Genomic DNA, 16,828 nt, shown 5'->3' with positions numbered 1-16,828 from the left:
TCCATGTTTATAAAGTTTATTAATTTACTTATTTTACTAATTTCATTATCTGCAATAGCAAATAAAGAAGTAATCACAAATATTATCGGTATAAAAGCAACTAAAGTACAAATTTGCCGAGCTTTACGACATATTTAATATTGTAGGACAATGCCAGAATGATAATAGCCGTGATTATTATGCTAATGCCACCGGAATAGTTGAAAAAGTCTCGGCACATCAAGGAGAAATAGTAAAAAAAGGATATTATTACGAGTTATAGATAAAAACATAGCAGAAACCACTAAATCTCAGCAGCTTTATTAAATACAATACAAAGAAGATTATAATAGAAAAGAAGCTTTATTTGCTAAAAAATTTGTAAGCAACGAGGAATATAAAAGATCAAAAAGCGAACTTGAAGATGCAAAATTTAATTATTCCAAAGCTCTAAAAACATATAACGACATGATAATTACTGCACCCTACTCCGGTAAAATAGGTGTAATTAAGTCTATGGTCGGCGATGAAGTAAAATAGGCGACTATCTTTTTAGCATTACCGGAATAGAAAACTCACAAAGTATTTTTATTGAATTGTCGGAGTCTTTAAGCGGAAAAGTTGGAGTCGAGCCTGAAGTTTTAATTGCAGGAAAAATTAAAAGCACAATCGGGGCAGTGTCGCATTACTTATCAGATAACGGTACTTTAACAGCTAAAATTATTTTATCTATGGGTACAAAAATCTTACATAATAGCTTTGTAGATGTTATGCTTATAATTAATCCACATAAAAATCTAACCGTTCCCGAAAGCTGTATTCAACGAAATAATCAAGGTAATTTTATTTATAAAGTAGACGGTGATACAGTAAAACAATTATACGTAAAAATCGGTACACGTACAGAAGGTTTAATTGAAATTACCTCTGACGATATTAAAGGTGACTTAGTTGTTACGGAAGGTATGACTAAAATCGGCGATGGCTCAAAAGTGAAAATAATTGAGGAATAGTTATTTATATATGCTTTCTAAGCCACCTCTGTATTCTAGAGATTGTTGCACGTATTCCTTCTTGCCTTATAGAAGTAATAGTTAATAAAATCAAAATTTTTGTCACAAAGCAATAGGTTCGTATTTTTTGAATTACATAGTTATTTTTGAAAAAAGAAATATTGCTTTTTTTATAGTCTTCATTTTTATTTTCTAGTAATCTTAATTGTGTAACAGCTGCTAATAACAAATTAATAGTAAATGGACTAAATTTACTTAAATAAGAATCATTAAGAACATAAGAAGTAATATTTATTAAACCTACTGAATATTTATTTGGGTCCATAAACGTATTAGTACCACTGCTAATTCGTATTTTAGACAATTCTTTGTCTATACCGCCTATTGAGTTTTTACTAGCAATAGATATCCATAAACAACAATCTTCACCGCTTCTTATATTTTCAGGAAATAAATTTTCTTGGAATAATGTCAAAGTTCCCATAACTGTCGGCATTGCTATTGGACAAGTTTGTATGACTTGAGGAAAAATATTTCCACTAAAAAACCCGGAATGAATAGATTCTATATATTTTCCTTTTTCATTTATTTTTTGATATGAAGTATGAGAAAATATAAAATTATTTTCTTCCATAAACTTTAATTGGATTTCTATTTTATCCCTATAAAATAAATCGTCCGAATCAAGGAAAGCAATATATTTTCCTATAGCATTTTTAATACCTAAGTTACGTGCAGCAGCAGGTCCTTCATTTTTTTTACGAAAATATTTTATTCTTTTATCTTTTTTGCATATTGAAGTTAATTCTGATATATCATCAGTCGATCCATCATCTATTATAAGTATCTCAAAATTTTTGTGTGTTTGAATAAGTACACTTTCTATAGCTTCAATTGCCCAATTTATTCTATTATATACCGGTATAATAACACTAACTTTAGTATCATGTAGTACTTGCTTAGCCATAGTACTTGCTAAATCACAAGCTTTTTTATATGGAGTATTATTTGATAAAAAATTAGCTGTACGAGTTAAAAATAAATAAGAAGAACCTTCCATTCTAATCATTTCATCTTCTGTTAACTCATGAAGAAACGATGACCATAATACATTACATTCTTCATTATGATTTGATATTTTTTTACTACCTTGCTCTGAATGAAAACGAGATTTAATTAGGATAGACTCGTCAAAATGAATAGGAGCAACACGGAAAATTTTAAACCATAAATCATAATCTTGCGTTGTCGGTAAAGTTTCATTAAATATACCGACTTCATGAAAATATTTAACAGGAATTAATAACGAACAACCATGTATTAATCCTCGTAATAAAGGTAATAAAGAAATATTAAGTTTATTTATAGGTAGCACACTATCCGGTTTAATATAACGTAGAGAGTTTCCTTTTTCATCAATTAATTCATAACCACCGTAAATGATAGTATCTTTATTATCTAATTTATTTAATATGTTAACTTGATGCTCGATTTTATTAGGATAATATATATCATCATGGCTAAGCCATGAAAAATATTCCCCTTTCATGTTTTTTATACCGTAATTTAAAGCCGAACCGCAGCCTCCGTTTTCTTTATGAAAATAGCGTATTTTATCACCATATGATAATGCTACACGTTCTGTCTCTCCATTATCTTTTGAACCATCATTAACAACAATAATTTCAATATTTTTATAAGTTTGTGCTAAAGCACTATTTATAGCTTCTTTCATATAATTAGCTCCATTATAGACAGGTATAACAATGGAAACTAAAGTATGATAAATATTTAGAGGTTTATCTTTTCTAGTTGTCATAACTTTTAAAAATAATTTATAAAATGTTAGTTTTATTGTTTAAATTTTCTATAGAGTTTTAGAAAAATAGATTTTTCTTCTTCACTAATAATTAGTTTATTTTTAAGAATTTTTATTTCTTCTAAAGCATTATTTAGCTCTGTTACAGTATTATTTAATTTACTTTCATAGTTTAGTTTTTCTCTTCGCTATTTTTAAATGCATCCCTAGTTTGCAGCAATTGTTTTAATATATCTTGGAATTACAAACCTAACTTTTCTAAAAATTCCGGGTTCCAAGCTCAGCTTGGATAGTTAAATAATTGTTTTATAGGCTTTAAATCTGAGTTACTGGGTATACAGATTATAGAATTAGGAGGATTTTTTTCAGAATGTGTGTCGTTAGTTACACCATCTACTCCTTCATAGAAAAATTCTTTGTTCTGATATGATTCAAAGTCTTTTTCAGTAATCTAATTAACTAAATGATGTATATTCCCTTCCAGTTCATTAAAAGGTACATTTACTATTAATCGTTTTTTATATTTAAGATTAAGTGCCAGATTTAACCCATCTTCAATATGCTCAAGTGCATGTCGTGATACAATATAATCATATTCTTCTGCCTTTTTAATAAAACTAACTAAATCAGATTTAATATATTTTATATTAGATGCTCCATAATTTTTGTTCAGCATAAATTATAGATTCTTTACTGATATCTATTGCTGTAATTTCTACTCCTAATATATCGCTAAGCATGAAAGTTCCGTGTCCTGTTCCACAACTTATATCTAAAATTTTTATTTTTTGATTTAGCATTAATGGGCTATTAAGTATATCGGCTTCTATAATTTTTTTAAAAATCTTATAGCTACTTTTATGACGAATTACCTCTAAAATATCATGAGTTTCCCCAGGCATTAATCTTTCTCCGTCATTATAAATTTCTTCTAACATAAATTATTTAAACTATTATAACTTTAATAAATATTCGGCGATAAATGCAGCAGGGTTTTCTACAGGATCAAGCATCTTTTTAAATTGATTTCTGCCGCTACTATTTTCATGATAAGGTAAATAATGATTTTGCTTAATAAATTCTATATAGTTAATAATATCTTGCGGCTCATAAGCAAAATACATATATTTTTTTAATTCTTTAGATAGAGCATTGCTATTAAATTCATTATTCCAACCATTACTTAAGTAAATTATAGGCTTATCGGCAACTACTACTTCAGCAAGAGATGAAGTACCGTCACTTATTACAATATCTGACACCATTATATCATCCAGTAACGACCTGAATGCATGTGCAGAAACAGTAACATTCCTTAAAGAATTAAATCTACTTAATATATTATCCATATCACTTTGGCTTAAGTAATTTTTACCGACCGCATAGGTAAATAGTGTAACATGTGGTCTTATAATAAAATGAATATTAGGATGTTGTAATGCATAATTATAGAAAAAATAGTGATAATTTAAGAAAGTAGAACCTCCTTCATATAAATCTCTATTTTTAAATGATAATTCCCATCTAGGAAGCCATAAAATGGTTTCCGAGTTTGGTTTTTCTTTAATATTATAATTTCTTACTTCATAGTATGGTTGATAACCTGAAACAATCACTCTATCCTTAGAAAATTTATAATTACTAATAAAGATATCTTTTGTACTTTCTGAGTCAACAAATACCGTCTCTATGAAACTTGATAACTTATCATCATCAATATTTTTTTGATGAAAGATATGCGGACCATAAACTACATACATAATTTTTGTTTTAGTTTCTCTAAAGCTCTTATACAAATTAACAGCCGTAAAAGGTTCTGATATATAGCCTTGGAAATTTTCGTAAGGGTTTTGCGTAAAGATAAAATCCGGCTGATAATTTTTTAGTTCAGAAATTTCACATTTTGTATTAACATTTGAATAAGAAGCATACTTACCACATGGATATATCACATCTTGTATATCAAATTTACTAATAAACCTGGTATCTATTCCTCCTTGAATATTAGGATGAGGATGAGGTACTATTACAATTTTGACATCATGACCTATTTTTTTCATCTCATTATACATTGCGTATACGCCTTTGCCGCCGAATGTCTCTGTACTAACAAGGAAAACTATTCTTTTATAAGAATTTTCTTTGGAATAGCAAAAAGAAGATATAAGAGTTATTAGTAAAAAAACACTTAAAAATAAAGTGTTAAGTTTTATTAATTTAAAGAATTTCATGTTTTTGATATGGTAATAATGAATAGGATTACTTTTTAAACCATACTGTACGGTTAACATAATCCACATAACTTAAAACTATACGTAATATTTTCTTTGATACAAGACCTGCTTCAGCATAATCCGGTACAATATCTTGCATATTTTTATTATTCTCGCGTTCTTCCGTAATAGCTTTCACCGATTGCAGTACCCGCTCAGCCTTAAAACCCGACATAATAAGCGTACCGGCGTCCATACCTTCAGGACGCTCATGTGCTTCTCTAATATTTAAAGCAGGTAAATTAAGTATCGATGCTTCTTCGGTAATAGTACCGCTATCGGATAAAATACAAAATGCATTCATCTGAAGCTTAACGTAATCAGTAAAGCCAAAAGCCGGTAAAAACCTTATTTTATCATCAAGTTCCTTAAACCCTTCCAAATCTTCAAGCCTTTTTTTAGTCCTTGGGTGTGTTGAGAAGATTACGGGGAAATTATATTCTTTAATAAGCGTTTGTAAACTACTTAATAATTCTTTCAGATTATTTTTGACGTCGACATTTTCTTCACGATGTGAACTAATTAAGAAATATTGTTTTGGTGTAAGTGACAATTTATCCAAAATATCCGACTTTAATATTTTAGGCATAAAGCGGTCAAGAACTTCAGGCATATGCGAACCTGATTTAAAAATAAGCTCAGGAGGCAAACCTTCAAAAATTAAATAACGTCTTGCATACTCGGTTAACGTAATGTTAACGTCGCTAATATGATCAATGATTTTACGGTTTATTTCTTCAGGTACACGCTGATCAAAACAACGATTCCCTGCTTCCATATGAAAAATCGGAATTTTACGGCGTTTAGCGGCAATGGCCGATAAGCAAGAGTTAGTATCACCATAAAATAAAACAGCATCGGGCTTTTCTTTCTCAAGTACTGCATCAACTTTTTCGATAATAAGCCCGATAGATTTTGCAGTATTGTCTGCTGCTACTTCTAAGAAATAATCGGGTTTTCTAATTCCCATATCATCAAAAAAAACCTGATTTAATTCATATGCATAATTTTGACCGGTATGAACTAGGATGTGATTAGTATATTTATCAAACTCGGAAATCACGCAGCATAGTTTAATAAGTTCAGGACGAGTGCCGACAATCGTCACTACCTTAAGCATTGTTTAGCTCCTCTTGTACATAATCAAGATTTAGTAGCAGCTCTTTTACTTCTTCCAAATTTAAACGTTTTGTATTATGAGAATTGTAATCCTCTAAAAGTGCTACTTTCTTTTCACCTTCAACAAAATATTTTGCATAATTAAGATCGCGCCCGTCCATAGGAATACGGTAATAATCCCCTAAATCATCAGCTTTTGCCATTTCTTCAGATGATACTAACGATTCATAATGTTTCTCTCCATGACGTGTACCGATAAAGCGTATTTCATTTTTGCTACCGAATATTTCTTGTAACGCTTTTGCAAGTACCTCAATTGTACTTGCCGGAGCTTTTTGTACAAAAATATCGCCTTGACGTCCATGCTCAAACGCATATAAAACTAAATCTACGGAATCTATAAGCGACATTAAAAAACGTGTCATTGAAGGTTCAGTGATGGTAAGGTCTTTATCCTGCTTAATTTGATTGATAAAAAGAGGAATTACCGAACCACGGGAAGCCATAACATTACCGTATCTAGTGACACAAAGCACGGTCTCACCCTGGCTACGCATACGAGCTTTTGCTACTGCTAACTTTTCCATTAACGCTTTAGATAATCCCATTGCATTAATTGGATATACAGCCTTATCAGTACTAAGTACTATAACTTTTGCAACTTTATTATTAATGGCTGCACTTAAAACATTTTCGGCACCTAACACATTAGTATTGATTGATTCCATAGGATAAAATTCGCAAGTCGGAACTTGCTTTAAAGCAGCGGCATGAAATACATAATCTACACCGTGCATTGCCTCATCAATACTTTTATAATTGCGTACGTCTCCGATATAGAATTTAAGTTTCGGATTATTTAAAGCAATACGCATATCCTCTTGCTTTTTTTCATCTCTACTGAAAATTCTAATTTCTTTAATATCGTTAATAATATCGGATTTAAGAAAACGAGAAAGCACCGCATTACCAAACGAACCGGTGCCTCCTGTAATCATTAAAGTTTTATCTACAAACATTATATATAAATACCTATTTTTGAAATTAACTGTCATCCCGTGATCAAGTCACGGGGTGACAAGTATCACCCAAACTCACACATACGCTTTACAAGCTCACGCCATTCAGGCGGAGCATATCCCGTTACCTCGTTAAAACTAGTAGCATCTAGTGAGCGATCTATTACAAGCTCATCTGACGGAATAATATCGATTTCTTTATTATATATTTCCGCTACTAATTTTAATAATTCTAACTTATTAATCGGTTTTGATGCAATATGATAAAGCCCATGCAACTCTTTATTTGGTAATACAAAATCCCTTATTATTCTTGCAAGCTCTACTGTCGGAAATCCTGAATAAATAGCTTTTTCAAAACCTTTCACGTGTCCTTCTGCACTTAAAAACCAATTGATTAAGCTTCTATTGCCTGCTAGCTCATGACCTATAATGGAAGTACGTAGTGTAATAGCATGCGGATAATCTACTTCGCCAAGAAATTTTGAACGACCGTAAAGATCATAGCAATCAGGAAAATCGCTTTCCTTATAATTACCTTTTTTTCCTGAAAATACACAATCCGTACTAATATGGATTAACCTTGAATTAGTTAGTTTACATAAATTAGCTAATCTATGCGGTAACAAACTATTTATCGGTAATGCTTTTAATGGATCGTTTGCATCAGTTAGTTGTTTTACAAGCCCTATACAATTTATTACTATATCGGGTTTTGTTTTATTAAATACCTCAACTAATGAATCATGGTTCTCAACATCTACATTTGTAATTAATTTATCGGATAAATCCTTAGAAAAATAAGAACGAGCGGAATTATTTCGGGCTGTCGCAAAAATGTCAAATTTTTTATCACTACTTAAAAACCTGCATATGCTATTACCTAGCATACCGGTAACACCTAAAATTAATATTTTCATGGTATATCTTATTTATTTTGCATCGTTTCTATCATAAATAATATATCTTTACAATAAGGTTTTTGCAAAGCTAGAAAGGCATTACTTTAAAAAGGTGATTTTGTTTTACCCGACTCTTACAAAAGACCTTATTGTCATAGAAATAATTAACTTGCCATAGAAAAAGTTCTTATTCTACTTTCTTTAACTTTCCAATCTTCATCTTCTGCAAGCTCTAAATCATATTGGTTTTGCATATTCATTCCACCAACGAGGATTAACATTAAAATATTTACCTAAACGGAGTGCTGTATCAGCAGTAATTGAACGATGATGCTTAATTATATTATTAATCCTAGTAACAGGTACATCAATATCACGAGCAAGCTTGCTTTGACTAATCCCCATAGGCTCCATAAATTCTTCTAAAAGAATTTGTCCCGGTGAAATAGGAGATAATTTATTTGTCATAAATTCTTTCCTAATTAAATATTTTTTATAGAATCAAGCACAGTTTCAAGGATCATACTAGCAGCTACGGCATCATCATTATTATTACGGTCTTTTCTTTTAACGCCGAATGATTTAAGAAAATTATTTGCAGCTTTTGTAGTTAGTCTTTCATCTTGTAAGTATATAGGCAAGTTTATAGATTTTGTTAACTCTTCTGCAAATTTCATCACTATATTTGTTTGCTCCGTTACTGCTCCGCTCATATCAATCGGTAGACCTATTACAACACCGCAAACTTTATATTTTTCAATGATATTAAGCAAGGAAGTAATAACAATCTTTTTATTTATCTCGGTTATAGTATTTAAGGGCATAGCAATACTACGTTCTTGATTAGATAATGCGATTCCTAATTTTTTGCTTCCGTAGTCAATAGCGATAAGCGGAGCATTTGGTATTAAAAGCCGATAAAATTCTTGAAGATTTTTTATGATCATGATAGTTATAAAAATTACTTTATTAATTATTATATATGCTAAAAAATATCCAAAAACACATAGATATCAAATTAATTAAATTATCGGCGATTTTAGCCTTTATTTATTATTTATTATTTAATACCGCAATATTGATTTATAAATTTGATTATTATAAAGCAACGATCTTTAGAGGGATATTAGAGTTATCAAAAGATTTTTGTTATATTTATATATTTTCTTTTATAACATTTTTCGGTCTTAGCGTACATAGATTAGTATTAAAAATCGGCGTGGGGTTTTTATTTATAACATCCGCTATTGCTAGTTATTACATTTATTTCTTCAAAATCAATCCTACTAAACAAGTAATAGGTAGTTTTTTCTCAACGGATTTAAACGAAGTTTATGAATTAACCAGCATTAAGTTAATAATATGGATAATTTTTTGCCTTTTTACCTGTTGTTATACTCTCAAATCTTTTGCCGCCGAAAATTCTAAATCATTTGTAATAAAACTATTATCTGCCGCTTGCTTACTTATTTTTGTATATAATATTATTACTCCTTCATTTAAGATACTAAAAAATTATTTTCCCATTCAGTATTTACATAATAGCTACCTTAATTTTGCTGGAAATTTCGGTGATAAAAATTATGCATGTATAGATATTAGCAAACAATATAATTTTATAGATAACTCTGACGCCGATATTATAGGCGTTTTAGTTATAGGAGAATCAGCAAGATTTGATCATTTCGGTATTAACGGTTATGAAAGAGATACGACTCCTTACTTAAAGACTGCTCAAAACCTAATTTCTTTCAAAGCTCAATCTTCTTCTAACCTTACCTATCTTTCCGTACCGTCTTTACTTTCGCGTTATCCTGCAAGTCACATTGAAAATAGTAGACAAGAGAACAGCTTTTTATCAATTTTAACAAATCTTGGCTTTAATACTACCTGGATTGGTACTCAAACTTTAATGAGGAGTTTTGCAAATTTTGACCTCAGTAATATATATAATGACGTTAATTTTACTATAGTACCGGGCGGCTCTGCCCTATTCTCTTTAAATGATCATGATGAAAAAATATTGCCTTTTATAAAAGAAATAATAACAAACTCAAAGAAACAATTTTTAGTAGTTCACACTTCCGGCAGCCATTGGAACTATAATGCGAGATATCCAAAAGAGTTTGAACATTTCACCCCTACCTGCCCTATTAAGGTTAAGGGGGATGCAAGTGATTGCGATAAGCTTGCTTTAGTTAACAGTTATGATAACTCTATTTTATATACCGATTTTTTTTTATCTAATTTAATAGATTTGCTTAAAGATAAAAATGCATTTTTATTATATGTATCCGATCACGGCGAATCACTAGGAGAAAATGGTTATTACGGTCACGGTGGTCCACTACTTGCAGAACAAATAACCGTACCTCTTATAGTTTGGGTATCAGATGATTTTCAAGCCAAATATCCTGAATCAGTATCTTCAATTAAAAATTATGCTAATACCGAGATTAGCCATGATTATGTATTTCATTCAATCCTTGACTGTTTAAATATAGATTCCGACATAATAGATAAAGACTTAAGTATATGTAAATCTAGTTAAAAATTATTGAATTATTAAAAAATTTATATATAAATTAAGATCTCAATAATTATATGATTTACCATTATATCTGATATACCTAAACTAGACGACTATTATTATAGATTTTTACAAAATATTTTACTTAAAACACTAGAACAAAATAAAGCTGCTGAAACTTATTTATTACAGAAAGATTTTAATAGTGCTTAAATGAGATAAAAAATGTAAATGAACAACTTGAAGAATATTCAAGCATTCTTTCTTTACTCAAAGTAATTAAAACCCATTTTATTGATAAAAAAATATATAATTTAAGTACCGTTTAACTTAAATCCTTTTTTTATAATTAAAAATAATATAGAGTGGAAATAAAAAAAGGTATTGAATTATGGAATATGCATTATTAATTTTCAGTATTATAGCGATTTTAGTTATAATACAAATGGTTAAAGTTGTACCACAACAACAAGCATGGGTAGTAGAAAAACTCGGAAAATTCGATAAGGTACTGCAGCCTGGTTTAAATTTACTAATCCCTGTCATTCAAAGAGTAGCATACAAACATACTTTAAAAGAAGAAGCCATAGATGTTACCGCTCAAACAGCTATTTCAAACGATAACGTAACATTATCTATTGATGGTGTTTTATATGTTAAGATCATTGATCCAATGGCAGCATCTTATGGAGTTAATAATCCTTACTATGCCATAACACAGCTTGCTCAAACTACTATGCGTTCGGAAATCGGTAAACTCCCTTTAGATAGAACTTTTGAAGAACGCGAAACTTTAAATGTAGCAATTGTAGCAGCTATTAATCAGGCTGCTATAAATTGGGGCATACAATGTATGCGTTATGAAATTAAAGATATTCAACCTCCGCAAACTATACTTAAAGCTATGGAATTGCAGGTAGCGGCGGAGCGTCAAAAAAGAGCTCAAATTCTAGAATCAGAAGGTAATAGACAAGCAAAAATTAATCATGCAGAAGGTGAAAAAGCACAAATCGTACTGAATTCAGAAGCTTCTTATACCGATCAAGTTAATAGAGCAAAAGGTGAAGCTGAGGCAATCGGTTTAGTCGCTACCGCTACGGCAAATAGTATTGAGATTGTCGCAGCTGCCGTACAAAAAACGGGAGGAAGTGATGCAGTAGCTCTTAAAATAGCCGAACAATATATTAGTGCGTTCGGTAATTTGGCTAAAGATACCAATACCGTAATTTTACCTGCAAACCTTTCAGAACCGAGTAGTTTTGTAACCGGAGCGTTAACTATATTTAACCAATTAAAAGCTTCTTCGGAAAAAAAAATAGATAAGTAGCAATTTATAAAGATTTATTATTGTAATAATAATTAGTTTTATATATCATATCAGATTATTAATTAATAAAAGGTTATGAATATGTCAGTATTTGTCGGCAAAACTGCTCCGGATTTTACAGCTAAAGCTATTATGCCTAATAATAATATAGACGATGAGTTTAAACTTAGCGATTATGCTGCAGGGGATAATATAGTGTTATTTTTTTATCCCCTAGATTTTACTTTTGTTTGTCCATCGGAAATTATAGCATTTCATAATAAGCTTGGTGAATTTACTGAAAGACGTACTAAAGTAGTAGCTGTTAGCGTTGATTCTCATTTTAGCCATTTAGCTTGGAAAAATACTCCGCATAATAAAGGCGGACTTGGACAAGTACAATTCCCAATGGTTTCCGATATAAAAAAGGATATTTCTTCAAAATATAATGTACTTAATGAAGACGGTGTTGCTTTGCGTGGAACTTTTTTAATTGATAAGGATTTCATAGTACGTCACATGCTAGTTAACGACTTACCTATAGGTCGTGATATTAATTATATATTAAAAGTAATCGATGCTTTAACTCATCATCAAAAGCACGGCGAAGTTTGTCCTGCCGGCTGGCATAAAGGTGAGGAAGCAATTACCCCATCACATGAGGGTATAGCACATTATTTAAGCTCACATGCCGAGAAATTATAGTATACTCGTTTAATTTGAAAAATTGGCGTCGTTGTTTCATATATTTTTTGATCCTCCATAGGTTATCTATGCTGCGGTCAAAAAATATGAAACGCCTTGCTCTTTTTTAAATTAAACTTCGTCTACCTAGCAATAACACTCCACTTATGTAAGAAAAACCCTAACCCATATCAAATAACCCTAAATAATGCTAAAAGAATTATTTTCTGTCTCTAATTCTAAAACTTCTTATAGTCTTGAAACAATTAATATTTTACGTCTTATTAGGAGTGAAAATATCGGTCCTAAAACTTTCTTTAGTTTAATTAAATTATTCGGTGATGCAGCAACTGCAATAGATAACGCTCCGGATTTTTCATTGCGAGGCGGCAAGTCAAAACCAATTAAAATTTTTAGTAAAAGTGATGCTGAAAAAGAGTTAGAGCTTCTCGAAAAAGACAATGCTAAGATCAGCACATATAAATCTCCGGAATATTCAAAATTGTTACTTGAAATTTATGATCCACCACCAATATTAAGCTATAAAGGTAATATAGAGTTATTAAATCATAATAAATGCGTTGCAATAGTAGGTGCAAGAAACGCTTCTGCAAACGGAAGAAGCTTTGCGCATAAAATTACAAATGATTTAGTAAAAGAAGGTTATATAACCGTTTCAGGTTTAGCACGAGGAATAGATAGCAGTGTACATCAAGCAGCAATTTCTCAAACTATCGGAGTTATTGCAGGCGGTATTGATCATGTATATCCACCGGAAAATAAAAAACTATTTGAAAATTTAGCAGAAGAAGGTTTAATATTAGCTGAGTTACCTATCGGCTCTACACCGCTTGAAAAACATTTTCCACAGCGTAATAGGATAATATCGGGACTAGCCTTAGGAGTAGTGGTAGTAGAAGCAAGCTTAAAATCCGGTTCATTAATAACTGCAAAATTTGCACTTGAACAAAATAGGGAAATATTTGCCGTTCCCGGCTTTCCTTTAGATCCAAGATGTCAAGGTACAAATAAATTGATTAGAGAGGGAGCATATTTAGTGGAGTCAGTAGATGATATTGTAGCTAATTTACCACAATATGAAGAATTTATGAAAAAAGATGATGGATTATTTAAGGATTTTGTTGAGCTAGGAACACTAAATACGAGATATGTTAAAGAACCGTCACAAAAGGAGCGTACTGCTATATTGGAATTATTATCGGCAGTACCTATAGATTTTGAATATTTACAAAAAGAAACAGAATTACCGCTTCCTATTATATATACGGTAATATTAGAATTAGAACTCGCCGGCAAAGCACTGCATCACGCCGGTAATAAAATATCATTAGTTTATCCCTAATGCTTTATGTCATTCCCGCGTAGGGGGAAATCTAGAAAAAAGCGAAATTATTTGAGCTTTTAATTTTAAAAACTTAGTGTGTTTATACTTGTTAGTGACTGGATTCCTGCTTTCACAGGAATGACATAGTCAAGAGTTATGCAAACAATATAGAGTAATTATTTTTATAATCAAATTATATAACAAAAAATAATCATAGATGAAATTAGTAATAGTAGAATCGCCGGCAAAGGCAAAAACAATAAATAAATATTTAGGTGATGAGTTTAAGGTCATTGCATCATTCGGTCATATCAGAGATTTACCTTCTAAAAAAGGCTCTGTGTTACCTGATGAAAATTTTGCAATGAAATATGATATTTCCGATAAAGCCGGTAAATATGTAGATGCCATAGTTAAAGATGCTAAAAAAGCTGATGCAGTATATCTTGCAACCGATCCTGATCGTGAGGGTGAATCTATCTCATGGCATGTTGCAGAGGTAATAAAAGAAAAAAATAAGGTTAAATCCGATAATTTTTTCAAAAGGGTAGCCTTTAATGAGATCACTAAAAAAGCAATTATTCATGCCGTTGAGAACCCTAGAAAACTTGACACTAACTTAGTCAATGCCCAACAAGCAAGAAGAGCTTTAGACTATTTAGTCGGCTTTACCCTTTCACCTCTTTTATGGCGTAAGTTACCGGGATGTAAATCGGCGGGACGTGTGCAGTCCGTGGCTCTGCGATTAATATGTGAGCGAGAAGATGAAATAGAGCGTTTTAAGTCAGAAGAATATTGGGATATTAGCCTTAAAATGCAAAATAATAATAACGAACTATTTACTGCTAAATTGACTCATATAAACGATCAGAAGTTAGAAAAATTCTCAATTATTAATGAAAAAGATGCCAAAGATTTAACCGAAAAATTAAAATCACAAAAATTTCATGTTGATAGGATAGAAAAGAAACAACAAAAACGTCAACCTCAACCTCCTTTTATTACTTCATCACTGCAACAAGAAGCAGCAAGAAAATTAGGTTTTAGTGCTAAAAAAACCATACAAATAGCACAAAAACTTTATGAGGGCGTTGATATAGGTAAGGAAACTATAGGGCTTATTACCTATATGAGAACCGACGGCGTTACATTATCAAATGATGCAATAGCAGATATACGCAAGTTAATCGATAAAAGTTACGGCGATAAATATTTACCGACTAACCCTAGAATTTATAAATCCAAAGTAAAAAATGCTCAAGAAGCTCATGAAGCAATAAGACCGACAAATATCACTTATACTCCAGATAGCTTAAAAGAAAAGCTAGAAAAGGATTATTATAAACTCTATGAACTAATTTGGAAAAGAACTATAGCCTGCCAAATGGAAAATGTGATAATGAATTTGGTAGTTGCAAATTTAGCTTCAGACAATAAAGAATATTTGGCAAAAGCAAACGGATCGACTATAGCATTTGACGGATTTTATAAGGTTTATCGTGAAAGTGTAGACGATGAGGCTGAAGAAGAAAATAAGATGCTACCGCCTTTAAAAGAGCAAGAACAGCTTAAAACTAAAGAAGTTATTCCGAATCAGCATTTTACCGAACCGCCTCCAAGATATTCGGAAGCAAGTTTAGTGAAAAAACTTGAAGAGTTTGGGCTTGGTCGTCCTTCAACCTATGCTAGTATTTTATCGGTTTTACAAGATCGAAAATATGTTTCTCTTGAGAAAAAACGATTTATACCTGAAGAGCTTGGACGTTTGGTAACGGTATTTTTAGTTGGTTTTTTCAAAAAATATGTTGAATATGATTTTACTGCAGGACTTGAAAATGAATTAGACGAAATAGCAGCCGGCAAACTTGAGTGGAAGGCTGCCTTAAATAATTTTTGGAGCGGTTTTAACCATAATATTGAATCGGTGAACGAGCAAAAAATAACCGAGATTATTAGCTATGTACAGAAAGCTCTTGATTATCACTTGTTCGGTGAGAATAAAGAATCTAAAATTTGTCCATCATGTAAAACAGGCGAGCTTAGCTTAAAGCTTGGTAAGTTCGGGGCGTTTTTAGCATGTAGCAATTACCCTGAATGTACTTTTAGAAAATCTATTGTGAGCGGTAACGATAATAACGAGAATGAAGGCGAGCCTTCCGCTACTCCTAATGAGAATAAAGTTTTAGGTACGGATAAAGACGGGATAGAAATATATCTGAAAAAAGGACCTTACGGACCTTATATTCAACACGGCGAACAAGAAGGCAAAGTAAAGCCGAAACGTAGCCCCATACCTGCTAGCTTGAACCAAAGCGACATCACACTTGATATAGCATTAAAGCTTCTAAGCTTACCGCTTAAAATCGGTATTCATAAAGATAGCAGCGAGGAAATTATGATAGGATACGGTAAATTCGGTCCTTACATAAAATATACAGGGAAATTTATTTCAATACCTAAAAAATATGATTTTCTAAATTTAAGCTTAGATGATGCAATGCAGCTAATTGAAGACAATAAGGCGAAGTTAGAGAAGAAATAAGCGTAAGAGGATGTCATTCCTGCGAAAGCAGGAATCCATAAAATAAAACTAAAAAACAAAAATGTATTGGGTATATATATTATGCTCTAACAAGAATGGCACTTTATATGTTGGTATTACTAACAATTATAATACGTCGTGTTTATGAACATAAACAAAAAATAATAAAAGGTTTTACCTTAAAGTATAATATTACAAAACTTGTTTATACAGAAGAATTTACTGACATTCAAGAAGCACTTACAAGAGAAAAAAACTTAAAAAAATGGAAGCGTAGTTAGAAAACAGAACTAATAG

Annotated in this window: 13 protein-coding genes and 4 pseudogenes; 8 read left to right on the top strand and 9 right to left on the bottom strand. The window is 31.2% G+C overall.

What is annotated here, in order from left to right:
• Positions 1-3 precede the first annotated feature (3 nt).
• Positions 4-992 (top strand): annotated as a pseudogene (locus tag AB1146_RS05435) (efflux RND transporter periplasmic adaptor subunit).
• A gap of 4 nt (positions 993-996) precedes the next feature.
• Here AB1146_RS05435 and AB1146_RS05430 read toward each other — a convergent pair.
• The 9 genes and pseudogenes from AB1146_RS05430 to ruvX all read right to left on the bottom strand — a co-directional run bounded on the left by AB1146_RS05430 (position 997) and on the right by ruvX (position 9,071).
• Positions 997-2,811, bottom strand: coding sequence for a glycosyltransferase family 2 protein (locus AB1146_RS05430; RefSeq protein ID WP_010423383.1), 1,815 nt, complete (start codon positions 2,809-2,811; stop codon positions 997-999).
• Between the two features lie 451 nt (positions 2,812-3,262).
• Positions 3,263-3,749 (bottom strand): annotated as a pseudogene (locus tag AB1146_RS05425) (class I SAM-dependent methyltransferase).
• A gap of 15 nt (positions 3,750-3,764) precedes the next feature.
• A complete protein-coding gene (locus AB1146_RS05420; RefSeq protein WP_029374812.1) occupies positions 3,765-5,111 on the bottom strand; it encodes a hypothetical protein in 1,347 nt (448 codons plus the stop codon).
• Positions 5,071-6,204, bottom strand: coding sequence for a non-hydrolyzing UDP-N-acetylglucosamine 2-epimerase (gene wecB, locus AB1146_RS05415; protein ID WP_010423387.1), 1,134 nt, complete (start codon positions 6,202-6,204; stop codon positions 5,071-5,073). Before wecB ends, AB1146_RS05420 begins: the two co-directional genes overlap by 41 nt.
• Positions 6,197-7,222, bottom strand: a complete 1,026-nt coding sequence (locus tag AB1146_RS05410) for a polysaccharide biosynthesis protein (protein ID WP_010423388.1) — start codon at positions 7,220-7,222, stop codon at positions 6,197-6,199. Before AB1146_RS05410 ends, wecB begins: the two co-directional genes overlap by 8 nt.
• 65 nt (positions 7,223-7,287) lie before the next feature.
• On the bottom strand, positions 7,288-8,142 hold the full coding sequence (locus AB1146_RS05405) for a dTDP-4-dehydrorhamnose reductase family protein (protein ID WP_010423389.1): 855 nt from the start codon (positions 8,140-8,142) through the stop codon (positions 7,288-7,290).
• Between the two features lie 146 nt (positions 8,143-8,288).
• Positions 8,289-8,378: a hypothetical protein gene (locus AB1146_RS05400; RefSeq protein WP_010423391.1), complete on the bottom strand. Its 90-nt coding sequence runs from the start codon at positions 8,376-8,378 to the stop codon at positions 8,289-8,291.
• Complete coding sequence (locus AB1146_RS05395) at positions 8,362-8,529, bottom strand: HigA family addiction module antitoxin (protein WP_029374813.1); 168 nt, start codon at positions 8,527-8,529, stop codon at positions 8,362-8,364. The genes AB1146_RS05400 and AB1146_RS05395 overlap by 17 nt, the downstream gene beginning before the upstream one ends.
• A gap of 77 nt (positions 8,530-8,606) precedes the next feature.
• Positions 8,607-9,071: a Holliday junction resolvase RuvX gene (gene ruvX, locus AB1146_RS05390; RefSeq protein WP_010423395.1), complete on the bottom strand. Its 465-nt coding sequence runs from the start codon at positions 9,069-9,071 to the stop codon at positions 8,607-8,609.
• Positions 9,072-9,106: 35 nt separating this feature from the next.
• Between ruvX and AB1146_RS05385 the strand changes: the two genes are divergently transcribed.
• From AB1146_RS05385 to AB1146_RS05355, 7 genes and pseudogenes are all read left to right on the top strand, one after another.
• Entirely contained in the window at positions 9,107-10,675 is a 1,569-nt protein-coding gene (locus AB1146_RS05385) for a phosphoethanolamine transferase (protein ID WP_010423397.1), read from the top strand.
• Between the two features lie 66 nt (positions 10,676-10,741).
• Positions 10,742-10,983 (top strand): annotated as a pseudogene (locus tag AB1146_RS05380) (hypothetical protein).
• A gap of 62 nt (positions 10,984-11,045) precedes the next feature.
• Positions 11,046-11,981 carry an SPFH domain-containing protein gene (locus AB1146_RS05375; RefSeq protein WP_010423399.1) on the top strand — a complete coding sequence of 312 codons (936 nt, stop codon included), beginning with the start codon at positions 11,046-11,048 and terminating at the stop codon, positions 11,979-11,981.
• Positions 11,982-12,062: 81 nt separating this feature from the next.
• Positions 12,063-12,665 carry a peroxiredoxin gene (locus AB1146_RS05370; protein ID WP_010423401.1) on the top strand — a complete coding sequence of 201 codons (603 nt, stop codon included), beginning with the start codon at positions 12,063-12,065 and terminating at the stop codon, positions 12,663-12,665.
• A gap of 187 nt (positions 12,666-12,852) precedes the next feature.
• Positions 12,853-14,007, top strand: coding sequence for a DNA-processing protein DprA (gene dprA / locus AB1146_RS05365; RefSeq protein WP_010423403.1), 1,155 nt, complete (start codon positions 12,853-12,855; stop codon positions 14,005-14,007).
• 199 nt (positions 14,008-14,206) lie between these two features.
• Positions 14,207-16,531, top strand: a complete 2,325-nt coding sequence (gene topA / locus AB1146_RS05360; protein WP_010423404.1) for a type I DNA topoisomerase — start codon at positions 14,207-14,209, stop codon at positions 16,529-16,531.
• A 61-nt stretch (positions 16,532-16,592) separates the two neighbouring features.
• Positions 16,593-16,812, top strand: a pseudogene (locus tag AB1146_RS05355) (GIY-YIG nuclease family protein).
• Positions 16,813-16,828 lie beyond the last annotated feature (16 nt).

Origin of the sequence: Rickettsia helvetica, assembly GCF_963970025.1 — a bacterium.
GTDB lineage: Bacteria > Pseudomonadota > Alphaproteobacteria > Rickettsiales > Rickettsiaceae > Rickettsia > Rickettsia helvetica.
This window is presented reverse-complemented; position numbering and strand designations above follow the sequence as displayed.